At 40.2% G+C, this 16473-nt stretch carries 14 protein-coding genes; 4 read left to right on the top strand and 10 right to left on the bottom strand.

The features are described from left to right. The 4 genes from rsxC to AABS66_RS00020 all read right to left on the bottom strand — a co-directional run. Nucleotides 1-2013 (bottom strand): electron transport complex subunit RsxC (gene rsxC, locus AABS66_RS00005; protein WP_430224405.1); only part of this gene is annotated, 2013 nt, incomplete at its 3' end. After that, a complete protein-coding gene (rsxB, locus tag AABS66_RS00010; protein WP_206086074.1) occupies nt 2006-2620 on the bottom strand; it encodes an electron transport complex subunit RsxB in 615 nt (204 codons plus the stop codon). The genes rsxB and rsxC, both read right to left, overlap by 8 nt. Next, entirely contained in the window at nt 2620-3201 is a 582-nt protein-coding gene (rsxA, locus tag AABS66_RS00015) for an electron transport complex subunit RsxA (protein WP_206086073.1), read from the bottom strand. The genes rsxB and rsxA overlap by 1 nt, the downstream gene beginning before the upstream one ends. Before the next feature lie 88 nt (nt 3202-3289). Then, nucleotides 3290-3730 (bottom strand): DUF2569 domain-containing protein, encoded by a 441-nt coding sequence (locus AABS66_RS00020; protein ID WP_206086072.1) that lies wholly within the window; start codon nt 3728-3730, stop codon nt 3290-3292. 393 nt (nt 3731-4123) lie between these two features. Between AABS66_RS00020 and AABS66_RS00025 the strand changes: the two genes are divergently transcribed. Beyond that, complete coding sequence (locus AABS66_RS00025) at nt 4124-5098, top strand: bile acid:sodium symporter family protein (protein WP_206086071.1); 975 nt, start codon at nt 4124-4126, stop codon at nt 5096-5098. A 240-nt stretch (nt 5099-5338) separates the two neighbouring features. On the opposite strand, the gene add is transcribed toward AABS66_RS00025, so the two are convergent. From add to manA, 3 genes are all read right to left on the bottom strand, one after another. Then, on the bottom strand, nt 5339-6340 hold the full coding sequence (gene add, locus AABS66_RS00030; protein ID WP_272573569.1) for an adenosine deaminase: 1002 nt from the start codon (nt 6338-6340) through the stop codon (nt 5339-5341). Between the two features lie 196 nt (nt 6341-6536). Then, a complete protein-coding gene (locus tag AABS66_RS00035) occupies nt 6537-8183 on the bottom strand; it encodes a YdgA family protein (protein WP_272538399.1) in 1647 nt (548 codons plus the stop codon). A 110-nt stretch (nt 8184-8293) separates the two neighbouring features. Then, on the bottom strand, nt 8294-9469 hold the full coding sequence (manA, locus tag AABS66_RS00040; RefSeq protein WP_206086068.1) for a mannose-6-phosphate isomerase: 1176 nt from the start codon (nt 9467-9469) through the stop codon (nt 8294-8296). A 179-nt stretch (nt 9470-9648) separates the two neighbouring features. On the opposite strand from manA, the gene fumC reads away from it, so the two are divergent. Then, nucleotides 9649-11046: a class II fumarate hydratase gene (gene fumC / locus AABS66_RS00045; protein ID WP_206086067.1), complete on the top strand. Its 1398-nt coding sequence runs from the start codon at nt 9649-9651 to the stop codon at nt 11044-11046. A 58-nt stretch (nt 11047-11104) separates the two neighbouring features. Here fumC and tus read toward each other — a convergent pair whose 3' ends face one another. From tus to AABS66_RS00060, 3 genes are all read right to left on the bottom strand, one after another. Then, nucleotides 11105-12013 (bottom strand): DNA replication terminus site-binding protein, encoded by a 909-nt coding sequence (tus, locus tag AABS66_RS00050; RefSeq protein WP_272538400.1) that lies wholly within the window; start codon nt 12011-12013, stop codon nt 11105-11107. Between the two features lie 121 nt (nt 12014-12134). Then, nucleotides 12135-12713 carry a lytic polysaccharide monooxygenase gene (locus AABS66_RS00055; protein WP_206086065.1) on the bottom strand — a complete coding sequence of 193 codons (579 nt, stop codon included), beginning with the start codon at nt 12711-12713 and terminating at the stop codon, nt 12135-12137. A gap of 82 nt (nt 12714-12795) precedes the next feature. Beyond that, nucleotides 12796-14067, bottom strand: a complete 1272-nt coding sequence (locus AABS66_RS00060) for an MFS transporter (protein ID WP_206086064.1) — start codon at nt 14065-14067, stop codon at nt 12796-12798. 115 nt (nt 14068-14182) lie between these two features. Here AABS66_RS00060 and AABS66_RS00065 point away from each other — a divergent pair, with 115 nt between their 5' ends. Both AABS66_RS00065 and AABS66_RS00070 read left to right on the top strand, forming a co-directional pair. Then, the gene (locus AABS66_RS00065; RefSeq protein ID WP_206086063.1) at nt 14183-15088 is read left to right on the top strand and encodes a LysR family transcriptional regulator; all 906 of its coding nucleotides are present in this window, start codon (nt 14183-14185) and stop codon (nt 15086-15088) included. Nucleotides 15089-15184: 96 nt separating this feature from the next. Beyond that, nucleotides 15185-16396 (top strand): ROK family protein, encoded by a 1212-nt coding sequence (locus AABS66_RS00070; RefSeq protein ID WP_375083461.1) that lies wholly within the window; start codon nt 15185-15187, stop codon nt 16394-16396. Nucleotides 16397-16473: the final 77 nt, after the last annotated feature.

The following is a 16473-nucleotide window of genomic DNA, read 5'->3' on the forward strand; positions in this document are numbered from 1 at the left end:
AACTTTGCGTGGGTCGACTTCTGTTTCTTGCTGAGTGTCAACCTCAGGAGCCGTTGGCTCTTGCGCTGCTTTCTTGGCTTTCGCACGGGCAATGGCAGCAGCAACCGCGGCTTTGCGTGGGTCGACTTCTGTTTCTTGTTGAGCGTCAACCACAGGAGCCGTTGGCTCTTGCGCTGCTTTCTTGGCTTTCGCACGGGCAATGGCAGCAGCAACCGCAGCTTTGCGTGGGTCGACTTCTGTTTCTTGCTGAGTGTCAACCACAGGAGCCGTTGGCTCTTGCGCCGCTTTCTTGGCTTTCGCACGGGCAATGGCAGCAGCAACCGCAGCTTTGCGTGGGTCATCATCAGATCCACTAACAGGAGCATTAGCTTGCACATTAGCCAATTTCTCAGCTTGTTTAGCACGAGCTTGGGCTTTTCGTGCCTCACGTGCCGCAATAACTGCGCTGTTGTCAGGCAATTCGCCAGAAACAATTTTAATCGGCTCTTGGCTTGCAGTTTGTTTTGCCTTCACTCTTGCTAATGCCGCATTTACTACGTCTTTATCGGCACTTTCAACTTGAACAGCCGCTTTCTTATGGCGCTCTTCACGGGCCAGTTTATCGCGCTCCATTCGCTGTTGTTTCGCTTCAAAGCGCAATTTCGCTTCTGCGGCACGGCGCTCTTCTTGTGCGATTTCACGAATTTCTGCTTTTTCTTGGCGGTAATATTGTACTAACGGGATATTGCTTGGACAAACATACGCACAGGCACCGCACTCAATACAATCGAATAAATTGTGCTTTTGCGCTTTTTCGTGCTCGTCACCCTTACTGAACCAGTAAAGTTGCTGCGGTAATAAAGCTGCTGGGCAGGCATCAACGCATAATCCACAACGAATACACGCTTCTTCAAGGGCTTTTGGCCCCATTTCTTCCATTGTAGGAACTAAAAGACAGTTACAAATTTTGACAACAGGAACATTGAGGTCGGGTAGGGTAAAGCCCATCAATGGCCCCCCCATGATCACCATTTGTTCAGGTTCTGGGTTGAATCCAGATTGTTGTAGTAAGTGCCTTACTGGGGTACCTAAACGTGCCCAGAAATTTCCCGGTTGGGAAATCGCTTCACCTGTTACAGTGACAACACGTTCAATTAAAGGTTGTCCATCAATGACTGCACGTTTAATTGCCACAACAGTGCCCACGTTTTGCATCAACACGCCTATTTGGGATGAGCGGGCACCCGATGGTACTTCTTGACCGGTTAAAATTTTAGTTAGTTGTTTGGCCCCACCTGAAGGGTATTTAGTTGGGATCACACGGACGAAAATGTTTGAGTCTTGTTTAGTGATGGCTTTATTCAGAGATTGAATAGCTTCTGGCTTATTATCTTCAATGCCAATTAATACTTGGTCTGGATTTAATAAATGTTGTAAGACGCGGCAGCCTTCAATCACTTCTTGGGCGTGCTCTTGCATTAACCTATCATCAGCGGTGATATAAGGTTCACATTCAGCCGCATTGATAATCAATGTTTTAATCGCATCTTTACCTCCCGCCAATTTAGAGGCAGTAGGGAAGCCCGCTCCACCTAAGCCTGCAATTCCAGCTTGCTCAATTTTGTGCAATAAATCTGGTTTGGCTAATTGATAGTAATCAGGGGTTGGCTCTAATGGGCACCAAGTATCTTTACCATCAGATTGAATACGCACACATAATTCTTTTAAACCCGATGGATGTGCCGTCACCATAGGTTCAATTGCAGTAATCGTTCCAGAGGTTGAAGCATGTACTGGTACGGTACGACCAAGACCACGAGTTAACGGCTGGCCTTTAAGCACAGAATCACCGACTTGAACGATAAGTTCACCTTCAGGGCCTAAATGCTGCTGCAATGGGATAATCAGCTCATTAGGTATAGTTGCAACCCGCATAGGGGTACGGCTGGATTGCAACTTCATTTCAGGTGGGTGAATGCCACCATCAAAATCCCAGATATTGTCTTTTTTCAACCATTTAAATAACTTAAGCATGGGAGTTCTCCCTTGATTTCACTTCAGTTTTTTCAATAGGTTCAACAGAAATATTTTTCACTGGAATAGTGTTTAAATCCCATTTCCAATTGGCGGTTGTGGTTTTCACGGGGACAAGTTCAATACAGTCAGTTGGGCAGGGGGCGACGCATAAATCGCATCCAGTACATAAATCTTCAATTACGGTATGCATTGCACGGGTGGCACCGACAATGGCGTCAACAGGGCAAGCTTGGATACATTTCGTGCAACCGATACAGTTTTCTTCATCGATAATGGCAACTTTACGAACAGGGTTCTGCGCTGCTTCATCACCATCAATAGGTTGTGGGTCAACATTCAGCAATTCGGCTATCTTTAGCATGACTTGCTCGCCACCAGGGGCACATTTATTGATCATTTCACCATTGTTAGCGACCGCTTCTGCGTAAGGGCGGCAACCTGGATAGCTACACTGCCCACATTGACTCTGAGGTAAAATAGCTTCCACTTGTTCGACAATTGGGTCAGCTTCGACTTTAAAACGTAACGACGCGTAGCCTAAAATTAGACCGAAAATCAAACCGAATACGGCTAATATACCGATGGCAATCCATACAGACATCATTAGAATTTCACCAAACCACTAAAGCCCATAAATGCGAGGGACATAAGCCCTGCAGTGATCAGGCCAATGGAAGAACCACGGAATGGGGCAGGGACATTGGCAACAGCGAGTCGTTCACGGATCGCTGCAAACAGAACCATCACAAGGGAAAAGCCAATAGCGGCTCCAAAACCATATACGGCTGACTGCAGGAACGAATGGGACATATTAATGTTCAACAATGCCACACCTAATACTGCGCAGTTTGTTGTAATTAAAGGCAAGAAAATACCTAATAACCGATAAAGTGTAGGGCTTGTTTTTCTTACAACCATTTCTGTAAATTGTACTACCACAGCGATTGCAAGAATAAAGCTGAGTGTACGTAGATAAAGTAGGTCAAGGGGAACGAGGATCAGTGTATCAATTAGCCATGAAGAAATGGAGGCTAATGTCATGACAAATGTTGTCGCTAATCCCATACCGATGGCAGGTTCAAGTTTCTTTGATACCCCCATAAATGGACATAACCCAAGAAATTTAACAAGGACGAAGTTGTTAACCAGCACCGTACCAATAAAGAGTAATAGATAATCAGTCATGCTATTGCCTGAAATGAAAATATAAAGAACAAAAACTGGCCGAAGCCAGCTAAACAGCCATTATGATATCAAGCAATTTTTGTGATGCTTATCGATCTTGTGTGAAAGTCATTTTAACTCGTTGAGAACGTTTTAAATAAGGGACAAAGAACCCCGCACCTAACAGGGGCCAAGCAAGGACTTGCAGAGCCGTTTTGTCATCAATGGGTGAAAATGCAAATGTTTTTAGTCCTAATAATAATAAAATAAGTAACCAAATCGTAAAGCGGCGAGGGAAGTGCTTTGAACGAGAAAACATTAATTGAAGCACATGAACACTAAATACTGTCATACCAATCGAGATTGCAAATGACAAATACCACGCAGCAGGAATAAACGTTATCCAACCCTCTACCGTGGAAACAATTTCATACAGCTTGATGCAATACATCACCGTCATACTACAAACTGCCAAGAAAGTGAGTAGCAAGTAGATTGCAGGAACCAAAAGCCAACCCGTCAGGCGGTTAGCGTCATAAACTGAACTCATAAATAATTATCCATTTTTAGCCAATCGCAATCGATTTAACAATTCTATCATAGATTTATTTGCCAACTCATTCCTTCTAATGCTACTTTTCGAGGCTTATTTATATCTACAGCGATGAAAAAACTTAGGCATAACGACGATTAACCCGTGATCGATTAAGATCTAGCGAGGATCTTCATAATAACTGGCTGTTTTGTACTGTAAACAGGCTTTTTTAGCGAACTTATTAAATAAGCGTTGTTAAACGGTAATATGGAGTGACGCTGTCACTTTAATAAATTTCAGGGAAGCTGAGATTTTTTCCATTGAAAAATGAATTATTACGGCTATCTTTTAAGGCTAAAACCGATTTTAAGGCCAATTAAAGCACTGCCTTTTGTTATGGATAAGCAAATGAACTTACTTGCAAAATTAAGAATTGACCCTTTTTTACTGATCATGATTTGTGTTGTGGGCGTGGCAAGCTTATTTCCTTGTGAAGGAGATATTAAAACGGGCTTCCAATACCTAACAACTGCGGCGATTGCCTTATTGTTTTTTATGCATGGAGCTAAGTTATCACGCGAGTCAATAATGGCTGGGATAGGGCACTGGCGATTACATTTACTGGTATTTGCAAGTACATTTATTTTATTCCCCATTATTGGTCTCGGCTTAGCCGTTATTGTGCCTGCATGGATGTCTCCGACGGTTTATATGGGTTTCCTCTATCTATGTGCATTACCAGCAACCGTCCAATCTGCCATTGCATTCACTTCTGTTGCAGGCGGGAATATCGCCGCTGCGATTTGCAGTGCTTCTGCATCTAGCATTTTAGGTGTCTTTCTTTCACCTATCTTAGTTGGCCTTTTGATGGATGCAGATGGTAGCCAAGCCGTTGACACACTCAATGCTATTGGTTCTATTCTTATGCAATTAATGTTGCCTTTCGTTGTGGGGCATTTATCTCGCCCATTAATTGCTAATTGGATTAATCGTCATCGTAAATTAGTGAATATCACTGACCGATCTTCGATATTACTTGTCGTCTATGTTGCATTTAGTGAAGCAGTGGTTGAGGGGATTTGGCAGAAAATTGATGTTTATTCACTATTGATGATTGTTGTTGTGACATGCATTATTTTATTTGTTGTGATAGTGATAAACACGTTAGCGGCTCGTTTACTTGGATTTAGCAAAGAAGATGAAATCACGATTGTTTTTTGTGGTTCAAAGAAAAGCTTAGCAAATGGCGTTCCAATGGCGAATGTGTTATTTCCCGCAGCCACGGTAGGCGTGATTTTATTGCCACTGATGATTTTCCACCAAGTCCAATTGATGGTGAGTGCGGTATTGGCACAGCGTTATGCAAAACGCTTAGTGAAGTAATCGTTGTATCGAATAGCTTGAATAACATGTTTATTTAAGCTGTTTTTGTTCTTTTCAGTCTCTCTAACTCTAACTTTTAGTTACAACATACTATTTGTTATTATTAAATAAAGTACCTTAGCATTGTAATTAACAGGTTAGCAGCTTTACAGGCGTGCGTGATTGAAAACAATGTGAGTTTGTCTGGAAGAAGGAACTGAAGGAAAAGGGCATCATTCTGTGCCCTCAATAACTCACTAATTAACGTTTGGCCGCTTTTTGGGCTAGCGCGACTTTCTCGCTATCCGATAAAAATGCCATTGTTAAGCCGTTACGCTGTGCTTGTTCTATCTCTGTAACGCTCAAACCTGCTTGTGGTGCGGCGACTTCATATTCATGGCGTAGTTCAATGCCTTGAACGGCAGGATCATCAGTATTAATTGATGCTAACACACCCTGTTGCAAAAAGGTTTTGAGTGGGTGCTGAGCCAATGAAGGCACAGTGCTAGTTTGGATATTCGACGTCAAACAGCTTTCCATACCAATTTGATGTTGAGCTAAATATTCAATCAGAGCAGGGTCTTCAATAGCTTTTACACCGTGGCCGATGCGTTGTGCGCCTAATACTTTGATTGCATGCCAAATACTGGCAGCACCAGCGGCTTCTCCTGCATGTACGGTAATGTTTAAACCTGTATCACGAGCTTTAATAAAATGCTCTTCAAATAGCTCACCAGGGAAACCTAACTCATCACCCGCAAGGTCTAAAGCACATAATTGGTTACGATGTGCAAGCAAACCTTGTAATTCAGTGGTACAAGCTTTTTGCCCAAACGTACGGCTCAAGATACCAATCAGATTTATTTTAATATCATATTGGCGACAACCCGCTTTAACACCATCAACAATCGCTTCTACCACACCTTCAACGGGTAATTGGTGCTTCATCGCCATGTAATAAGGTGAAAAGCGTAATTCTGCATAATCGATACCTGCATTGAATGCATCTTCGACATTTTCAAACGCAACACGACGACATGCATCTAAATCAGCAAGAACCGCCACACCCCAATCTAATTTTGTTAAGAAACCCACCAAGTCGGCTTCTTGGCCTATAATTTGCACATGAGGGCGAAGAGCTTCAAGTTCCGTGGCTGGTAATTGAATATTGTGTTCTTTAGCTAAAGAAAGAATGGTTTCTGGACGGATATTACCATCAAGGTGGCGATGTAAATCGGTTAAAGGGAGATTTGTTTTTATCACGGAATGTTCCTTTATCTATTTTCTTCCCTTATTTTGGCTGTTACAACGCCAAAGGCAATCTTAAGTCACGAAAAATGTGAAACGCATTCAATTATTACATAATAATTGTGATTCAAATCACATTTATTATGTGAGGTAAAAAAAAACGCCAATCAAATTGACTGGCGCTTTAAATTTTTTAGGTAACAGAAATTAATTAGTTAGCTGGAGCTTCTTGCGGAGCAGGCGCTAATTCTGGTGCTTCCATTTCTGGAGCGGGCTCTGCATCAGGCGCTGGAACAGCTTCGTACTCTAAAGCATCATCTGGATTCGACATAATTTTCATCTTAGTCAGGAATTCAGCTAATGTATACTTATCATTGTTGAATGTGAGGTCATTACCTGCAAACTTGATAGTCATCGTTAAATCATTTTCACTATCAATCATCCAAGGTGATTTTTTCTGTTTTGCTTTTTCAGCACGTTCTTCATCTGTCATGAACATTTCTTCGAATGGGGAAGAGAACATGTCAGACGTTAACATTTGCTGCACGCCTTCGAACTCAGACGTTACCATGCCTTTCATTTCTTTCTTCGTATCAGCATCAACTGGTGTACCTTGGTCAATGATCATGGCTTGCGTCATAGATTCGATTAACATTGGTTTGTTCAGTTTCAGGTTGAAGTCGAAAGATGAAATCAATTGCTTAACAGCTTCATCAACTTTGTTAGACATTGCTAAGGCTGTAATTTCGTCTTGGTTCCATTTGTTAAACGTAATGTTCAAGTCAACAGAGCTTTGACCTGCTTCGTTTTTCCAGTAGAACGGGCTAACAGTGAAAACAGGTTTGCTTTTCATCAGCTCAGGTAATGTAGTAGACATCATTTCCATCGCTAAACGTTCTGTTGCTTCAGTTGGATCGCCATTTGCTAAGCCTTGTGCCAATGCTTCGTTGTATTGCTCAACAAATTTGCCCAATGCTTTTGCATCTAACTTTTCAATTGCAACAGTTAATTCGCCCGAACCTAAGTTTTGCTCTAATGCTTTTAAGTCAGCGATACTGTAAGAGATATTCCCTTTAACATCTTCACCTGTGATAGCTGTATCACTTGAGATTTTGAAATCTTTAAATGAGAATTTGGTATCAGGGATGTTAAAGTCAGTGTCTGCAATAATAAACGATTGTTTACCTGTATAGAAACCGTACTGAGATTTTGTCACATTAGAGACTAATTTTAAGCCTTTTAATGTCATGGATTCAGTTTTATCTTTCTTACCGATAACTAAACTGTCAGTAATTAAAGACGCGTCAACCGCAGCAAGGTCAGCCGTTGTTGAAATATCAAACTTAGAACCACTGAAAGAAACGGTAGCATCATCTTTAGAGTATTCAACAGGGATTAACTCTAAATTAGTATCAATGCTTTTGCTGTAACCGATAACAGCATTACCATGAATGAATGGCTTCCCTTTGGTTGCTTCAAATAATTCTTTAGTTGTAGCATTATTGGCTAATTCAACTTGGGTCGCTGCTAATTTAGGCATTAAATTAAATTTGGCAACCTGTGAAATAGGGAATGGGCCATGGTCGATATTTGCTTTAAATACGATTGATTCATCAGGTGTAGTCGAATCTGCTGACGTAATTACGATATCTGCTTGTGAAGAGAAAACGCCTTTTTTGTAGTTTTCTAATTTAAAGTTCACACCTGATTCAGGCACATTTACAGCAAAAAAATCGTTGGTTTTCAGGATGACTCTATCAAGTTCATCTTTAACTTTAGAACCTGTATACCATGATGCACCGGTCCACACTGCGCCCAGAGCAACGATAACACCAACCGCGACTAATGACTTTTTCATTATAAACATCCATCCTTTCAGTACGTTTCTAACGCACTTATAAATTTGTATAAGTTTTATATAACCGTCTTAATGCTGCGTAAGAAAGACGGCTAATACAGAATATGACACTAAAGATTAAACACTCGAGCAAGTTTACCATTACCTTTAATGGAAACATGTTTCTCATACGCAGGCAGAAAAATAGACTCACCAGAATCAATGCTAATTTCTTTATCACCTGAGTTTAAAACTAACTCGCCTTCAATACAGAATAAAATTGAGGCTGTATCGTTAGTTAGGGTAATCCCCGAGTGATTAATAGAATATATATTAAATGAAAAATCTTCTACTGGAATATGATATTTCCAGATATTTCCAGATTTTTCGGGGATATTTAACAAATCATGCGCAGGCGTAGGTTTGAAATCAATATTCGCAATTAACTCAGGTATATCGATATGCTTATTTGTCAAGCCTGCGCGTAGCACATTATCGGAGTTGGCCATCACTTCTAAACCGACACCTTCTAAATAAGCATGTGGTGTTCGGGCATATAAAAACATTGCTTCGCCAGGTTGCAATTCAATGACATTTAAAAGAAGAGGGGTAAATAAGCCATTATCTTCAGGATATAAGCTAACCATTTGTTTTATTGAGTCCCAAGGTTCTCCCTGACGGCTATTTAAGGCCGCCTTTAATACCCCTAGAGCCAACTCTTTTTGTGCGCCAGTTAGATTCAGAAGTTGTGCAAACAATCGAGAAAGCTTCTCTTCAGAAGGAGATTGAACAAATAACTGAATGTCAGGATGAGCAGCAGAAACAAAATCAAGTAAAGCTGCAATTTCATTCAGGGGACGAAACGCATTCATCGCCTTGAAAGGCGTTAATGCATAGATTAATTCGGGTTTATGATTATCGTCTTTGTAATTACGGAGAGGTGAATCGAGTGGTATGCCTGCCGCATTCTCTTTGGCAAAGCCAACTTCAGCATATTTCTTATTGGGATGAACTTGAACTGACAGCGGCTGAGCCGCACAAAGTACTTTGAAAAGATAAGGCAATCGGTGATAAGTTTGCGCCACCTTTTTTCCTAAATACAACTCAGGATGACTATCAATCAATGTATTTAACGGAGTAATTTGATTATTTTGGCTATCGATAACGTCGGAGCTAGCTTTAGGATGCGCTCCCATCCAAAGTTCAGCCATTGGCAAATTCTCTGGATTTGCGATTCCATACAGCTGTGTTAGGGCGTTTTTACTTCCCCAATCATAATTTTGGACTTTGTTTATCATTTTAAGCATAGCAAAATTCTCTTTTTTGTAAAAATCAACTCATTTCCTTAACATCAGGGTACAATAAGCTCGACCAAGTCTCATAAATTAAATTCAATTTGTGGCATTATACTGCTCGGTTATTTGCTTACCTGCAAGCAGACGATTCTAAAATTAATTATTCTGTGTATGTACCTAAGGAGATAGTAATGGCAGCCACTCGCATTGAAAAAGACTCAATGGGGCCTATCGAAGTACCTGCTGACCAGTTGTGGGGCGCGCAAACGCAGCGTTCTTTAGAACATTTCCGTATATCTGTAGAAAAAATGCCAGTCGCGCTTATCCACGCACTTGCGATTACTAAAAAAGCGGCAGCAAGTGTGAATATGGATTTGGGACTACTCGTTAAAGAACGTGGCGATGCAATTATTGCCGCTGCTGACGAAGTTTTAGCGGGTAAACACCCAACAGAATTCCCTTTAGCTATTTGGCAAACGGGTTCTGGTACACAAAGTAACATGAACATGAATGAAGTGTTAGCAAATCGTGGTAGTGAAATTTTAGGTGGTCAAAGAGGTAATGACCGTCTGATCCACCCAAACGATGACGTTAACAAAAGCCAAAGTTCAAATGATGTCTTTCCTACCGCGATGCACGTAGCTGCCGTTGTAGCTATTCGTGAACATCTGCTCCCAGAATTGAAAATTTTGCATAAAACTCTAGATGCAAAAGCAAAAGAATTTAAAGACATTGTTAAAATTGGCCGTACCCACTTACAAGATGCAACACCGCTGACTTTAGGCCAAGAAATTTCAGGTTGGGCTGCGATGTTAGCTCACAGCGAAAAACACATTGAGAACGCGGTTCCTCATGTTTGTGAATTAGCATTAGGCGGTACTGCAGTCGGTACAGGTCTGAATACTCACCCAGAGTATGCGGTTCGTGTTGCTAAAAAAATTGCAGAATTAACAGGGCAACCATTCATCACTGCACCGAATAAATTCGAAGCATTAGCAACATGCGATAGCTTGGTTCATGCTCACGGTGCGTTAAAAGGCTTAGCGGCATCATTAATGAAAATCGCTAATGATGTTAGATGGTTAGCTTCTGGCCCTCGTTGTGGTATTGGTGAAATTTCAATTCCAGAAAACGAACCAGGCAGTTCAATCATGCCAGGTAAAGTTAACCCAACACAATGTGAAGCATTAACCATGCTGTGCGCACAAGTCATGGGTAACGATGTTGCTGTGAATATAGGAGGTGCTTCGGGTAACTTTGAATTAAACGTTTTCCGTCCAATGTTAATCGATAACTTCCTGCAATCGGTACGTTTATTAGCTGATGGTATGCGTAGCTTTAACGAACACTGCGCTGTGGGTATCGAGCCAAACCGTGAGCGCATTGAGAAATTACTACATGAATCATTAATGTTAGTAACCGCATTAAATACGCACATTGGTTATGATAAAGCAGCTGAAATTGCGAAAAAAGCGCATAAAGAAGGCCTAACATTAAAAGAGTCTGCATTAAAGCTGAACTATTTAACTGAAGAGCAGTTTAATGATTGGGTTCGTCCAGAGGACATGGTTGGCAGTATGAAATCTTAATCTAAACGTTAAGATTAAATCTTAAGGCACCCGCATAGTTAAACTAGCGGGTGTTTTTTTATCGCTCAATGTAAAGATTTAATCGAGGGATCAATAACTCAACAGGTTTTGCGCGTGGGCGATTACGTAATGCGATATTATCTGCATGGTAGTCAGGCAACTCCCCAATTTTGATTTCAGCCAATGTTTTCTCTACAGCAAAAACGAATAATGGTGTTGCACAGGCAAATTGAGTCTGTTTTTGCTGTGCCTTATCCCAAACGCGTGCAATTGGCTGCACTTTTACAGGGCGCTGGGTTTTTAAAATGGCATCATGGGGAAGGGACTCAATCAATTGTATTTCTGTTTTTAATTGCAATTGCCAATGCTCTCGCGGTAAATGAGCAGGGCAACGGCCATTTTCTAAACTATATTGTAATTTATCGAGCAATGTTTCTTTAGTGATTTTATTGATCACTTTTTTATTTGCCCAACCAAAGCCTAATGTATCTACATCCACTAAGCTTGTGATAGTACGGTAAGTATTTAACGTGAGTAGGCCATGCAAACTTTCTCTAATAAACTCAAATCGTTGAGTCTCATCTATCTGCGTAACAAGGGTTTTAATGGATATCTTCAGCTGATTGATTTCATCTATTAATTGGTTAAACCGCTGATAACCCTGGTTGTCTATTTGAATACAAATGACACCTGGTAGCCGAATAGCGGCTTTGTTACTAATTTCAGTAGATTTATTATGTATAAACAGTAGGTTGAGTAAGGCAATGACTTCTTTTATTGCATTATTACCAGTAATCTCATCAACAATAATTTCGTTGACCTCATTGTTTTCATCACCTTTAATGACATCGGGTAATGTATAAACTTTAGCTATATATTGTTTCTGCTCAGACAATAACCCAGATAACTGTTTTATCTGGCATTCTAATTGGTTAAAAAATTCGATTAATATTTGTTTTTTATTCATATGAATTAGTTACAACATACAGTTTGTTTAAATATAAATTAACATTAGCAACAGTGTTTTTCAATTTGATTGTATTAACTAGAGTAAAAAGGGGATGACTCCCCTTATTTTAGCACTATTTTCAGTTCGATTTCACAAAATGTATATTTAAATCAATTGCTTGATAAAATGCATTACCTGTGTCATCGATTGTCCATACTGCTAAAATGGTATGGTACCCTTGATGTGATAATGGAAGGACACAGTTATGTTGAACAACTTCCTGTGGTATTTCAACGCGTTCGTATTTACAAAAAGGTTTTAACTCAAATTGCGCACGAGATAGCGGTGCATTTGGATTCCAATTTAATTTGGTGATGAAGTATTCCCATTTCGTGGTTTTATGTATCGCTGTTAACCGCCATCTGAAATCAATTTCAGGGGAGGATTGTGTCAAGCGTTTCCAACGAAGAGGAGTTTGTTCATCAAGCTGTTTAAACTGGGGTAGTCCTGCACTCGCAATTTGACCATCAAGCGGGCCTTTTTCTGGAAACCCCTTCGGTCCTTCAACTGATTGGGGTTCATATTGAACAGGGCCACAATTTTTGTTTTCTTGTTTTTTACACAAATAAGCTCGACTTTCAGGAGACTCGACATATCCATGGGACCAAACTAGAAAACTACAACAGAAAAGAACTGGGGCAAACAACAACGGTTTCATCTCATTTCCTCGTTATTAAAAGAGCGTGTATCATCCAGTAATAACGAGGGGGAGAAAATTTTAACCTTTATCAGTGTCTAAGCTAATGGTCATAACAGCCTGATTTCAATCGGCATGCAATCATAACACCAACCAATAATATTCCTGCGATGAATAAAGCAACGCCGTTCCAACCATAATTAGCCCAGAATAGCCCACCAACTGTACCCGCAATACTTGAGCCTGCATAATAGCTGAATAAATACAGTGAAGATGCTTGCCCTCGAGCCCGTTTAGCTCGACGTCCAACCCAGCTGCTAGCAACAGAGTGTGCCGCGAAAAAACCAGTTGTTAATAAGGTCATTCCCAATAAAACAATCCAGACATTTGAATGTAATGTAATTAAAATACCTAATAACATCAATGAAATAGCAGCAATCAATATGTTACCTAATCCATATTTCTGGGTTAGACTGCCTGTTTTTGTCGCACTGTATGTACCTGTTAAGTAGATAACAGATAAAAAACCAACGGTAGATTGTGATAAGTTATAAGGTGCTTCTAATAAGCGGTAACCAATATAATTATACATGGTGACGAACCCGCCCATGAGAACAAAACCCTCAACAAATAACCAAGGTAAGCCTTTATCCCTAAAATGAAGATGTAAATTGACCCATAAATTTTTCGGTTTTAACGAGCTGGCACGAAAGTGTTGGGAAGGGGGTAATAAACGCCAGAAACTTATCGCAGCAATCAAAGCCAAGGTCCCTAAAATCACGACAGCGACACGCCATGAAAAATAATCAGCAACAACCCCTGTCATTAATCGTCCACTCATTCCACCAATGGAATTCCCGCTGATATAAAGTCCCATAGAAAGAGCCACATAACTTGGGTGTATCTCTTCACTTAAATAAGTCATGGCTACAGCGGCAACGCCACTAAGGGATAAGCCAACTAAGGCTCTAGCAATCAAAATACCTTGCCAGCTTTGCATCACTGAACTTAATAACGTAAATAATGCCGCACATGTCAACGCTATCACCATCACGTTTTTACGACCAATCGCATCTGATATTGGCCCTGTGATTAACAAACCTAAAGCCATTAAGCCTGTGCTTAATGAAAGGGCTAGGCTGGCTGTTGCAGGAGATACGTTAAAATCTGTGGATAATAAAGGCAGGATAGGCTGCACAAAATACAGCAGCGCAAATGTTGCAAAACCAACTGTAAAAAAGGAGAGGGTGACACGTAGGTATAAAGCGTCATCTCTTTGAATATAATGTTTTTTAGGTGCGACATGTACCGCGGAGTCAGTTTCTTCCCTTTCAGCAGGTTGCTCAGTAGTCAGGCTATTGGATGAGTGTTCCATGTGTATTCCTTGTCATACTAACTCATTTGATTTTGATCAAAGAATAGAAATTCCTAAGTTTTTTGTCTAATATATTAATTATCTAAAATGATACTTTAAAGATATCAATATACTTATGAACATTGAACTGAGGCATTTACGCTATTTTATTGCGGTAGCAGAAGAGCTCCATTTTGGGCGAGCCGCTGAGCGCCTACATATATCACAACCTCCATTAAGCCAACAAATACAATCACTTGAAGAACAAATTCATGCTAAATTATTGGAGCGAAATAATCGAAATGTCGCTCTAACACCGGCAGGAACCATGTTTTTAAAAGAGGCTTATCAAATACTTGCTCAAGTTAATGCGGCTGCAACTAAAGCAGCTCGAATGGAAAAAGGTGAGCTCGGTGAATTATCTATTGGTTTTACTTCCACAACACCCTTTATGCATAAAGTCACAATGAGCTTAAGGCAATACCGTGAAACTTACCCTGAAGTCTCTATTCACATGCACCAAATGAATACAAAACAACAAATTGCGCCTTTAGTAACTGGGCGCATTGACATGGGGATTATGCGAAATACTATTTTGCCTGAGCAACTCGACTATCAATTGCTGTTTAAAGAATCATTTATGGTTGCCGTTTATGAAGGGCACCCATTGTTAGAATTCGAAGAGCAAGGCGTCGATATTCAATTGTTGGCTAATTACCCTCTAATTTTTTTTGAACGTGAAGTAGGAACGGCGTTACATGATGAGATCAGTCAGTTATTAACCTCCGCAGGGATCGTCCCTAAAATCTCACAAGAAGCTGGGGAAGCCATGACAATACTTGGGTTAGTTTCCGCAGGAATGGGAATATCTATTATTACTGAATCATTCACACGCATGAAAATTGATGGTGTAAGATATGTAAAATTAATTAATATTGAGGCATCATCTGAAGTATGGTTAGTTTACAATACCCGTAGAACCTTACCTGCAGTCGCTAAAAAATTGACTCAAATTTTGATTTCCAATATTGTCGGCAAATAAACGTGACCGAAATCACACTTGGTATGTATGCAGAATCATTCATATACAGAATAAGGCATAATAACTAATTGCTTTATAAAGGATTTGACAATCGCTATGCTGAACCAAACGGGTCATATTGACCAAATAAAACAATTAAACACAGGTATTGTGTATCGAATAATTGATCAACATGGTCCAATATCGCGTATTGCCTTATCTAAGCAAGCTTCATTAGCCCCTGCAAGTATCACTAAAATTACCCGTGAGCTAATGGATGCCCACCTTATTAAAGAGCTAGAATTTCCAGTATTGGGTTTGCGAGGTCGCCCCGCAATTGGTCTGGTCATTGAAAGTGAAGGGTGGCAGTTTCTTTCGATGGTTATTGAGCCACGTAAAATCACGGTTTCTTTGAAGGAAATTAATGGGGTGACGCTAGCGCAAAACACATACCCATTTGATGTGTGTGGTAATGATGCTTTTATTCATGAATTGCTTGAGTTAATCAGCCAGTTTTTTGCTGATCATCAAATGTTAATTGAGCGGCTTACTGCGATCAGCATCCTTGCAGAAGGTATCATAGATCCTTACCAAGGGATTGTTTTCCAACTTACGGGTTTCAATATTAATTCTTTACCAATAGCACAACATCTGACTAAACAGACAGGTTTACCTGTTTATTTACACTCAACCGTTGATGCACTGGCATTAATGGATCATTTTTCGCTTTCAGCAAAACGACAAGCCACAAATATTATTTACCTTCAAATACAGGATGTGGTGAATGCCACTGTACTAAACCGTGGCGTGACATTAGATGCCAATACACAAAAACCGCTTCTATTCGGTCATAGTCAGTTAGGTGAATCGAATCAAGTTGCCTGTTATTGTGGTGGTGAGGGTTGCTTGGAAACGCATATTTCCATTCCAGTGGTATTACAAAAAGCCAGTAATTTATCTTGTCATTACCCTGATAGCGTCTTATTCCAAAGTGAAATATCAATCGATAAAATTTGCGCTGGCGCAATATTAGGCGATCCCCTTTGTGTTTATCTAATAGAAATGGTAGCAAAACAATTGGCCAAACCATTATCGTTAATGGTAAGCCTATTTGGTACTGAACTTATTCTTATTAACTCCCCCTTAAATATAGCATCAGAGAGATTATTTGAGCGGTTGCATCATTATATACATCAATACGCATCTCCTCTGTATAGTTCTCATTTATTAATAGAAAAATCTAATTTTTCAGTAAAAGAAAGTGAATCCACATTAATTCAGCGCGCTTTATATGATGGTTCACTGCTACTACAATTGCTACAAGGCTAAAACAATTAGATAAACTTTTGACTATCGACCACAAAATTGAGCTAACGCAAACTTATCACTTTCCCATTCCCATAAAC

The organism is Providencia sp. SP181, assembly GCF_050446505.1.
In the GTDB taxonomy this organism is placed as follows: Bacteria; Pseudomonadota; Gammaproteobacteria; order Enterobacterales; family Enterobacteriaceae; genus Providencia; species Providencia vermicola.

Bases quoted from the DNA above. Each gene is read 5' to 3' on its own strand.
- rsxB (WP_206086074.1), bottom strand. From the start codon at position 2,620: ATGATGTCTGTATGGATTGCCATCGGTATATTAGCCGTATTCGGTTTG.
- rsxA (WP_206086073.1), bottom strand. From the start codon at position 3,201: ATGACTGATTATCTATTACTCTTTATTGGTACGGTGCTGGTTAACAAC.
- AABS66_RS00020 (WP_206086072.1), bottom strand. From the start codon at position 3,730: ATGAGTTCAGTTTATGACGCTAACCGCCTGACGGGTTGGCTTTTGGTT.
- AABS66_RS00025 (WP_206086071.1), top strand. From the start codon at position 4,124: ATGAACTTACTTGCAAAATTAAGAATTGACCCTTTTTTACTGATCATG.
- AABS66_RS00035 (WP_272538399.1), bottom strand. From the start codon at position 8,183: ATGAAAAAGTCATTAGTCGCGGTTGGTGTTATCGTTGCTCTGGGCGCA.
- manA (WP_206086068.1), bottom strand. From the start codon at position 9,469: ATGCTTAAAATGATAAACAAAGTCCAAAATTATGATTGGGGAAGTAAA.
- fumC (WP_206086067.1), top strand. From the start codon at position 9,649: ATGGCAGCCACTCGCATTGAAAAAGACTCAATGGGGCCTATCGAAGTA.
- tus (WP_272538400.1), bottom strand. From the start codon at position 12,013: ATGAATAAAAAACAAATATTAATCGAATTTTTTAACCAATTAGAATGC.
- AABS66_RS00055 (WP_206086065.1), bottom strand. From the start codon at position 12,713: ATGAAACCGTTGTTGTTTGCCCCAGTTCTTTTCTGTTGTAGTTTTCTA.
- AABS66_RS00060 (WP_206086064.1), bottom strand. From the start codon at position 14,067: ATGGAACACTCATCCAATAGCCTGACTACTGAGCAACCTGCTGAAAGG.
- AABS66_RS00065 (WP_206086063.1), top strand. From the start codon at position 14,183: ATGAACATTGAACTGAGGCATTTACGCTATTTTATTGCGGTAGCAGAA.
- AABS66_RS00070 (WP_375083461.1), top strand. From the start codon at position 15,185: ATGCTGAACCAAACGGGTCATATTGACCAAATAAAACAATTAAACACA.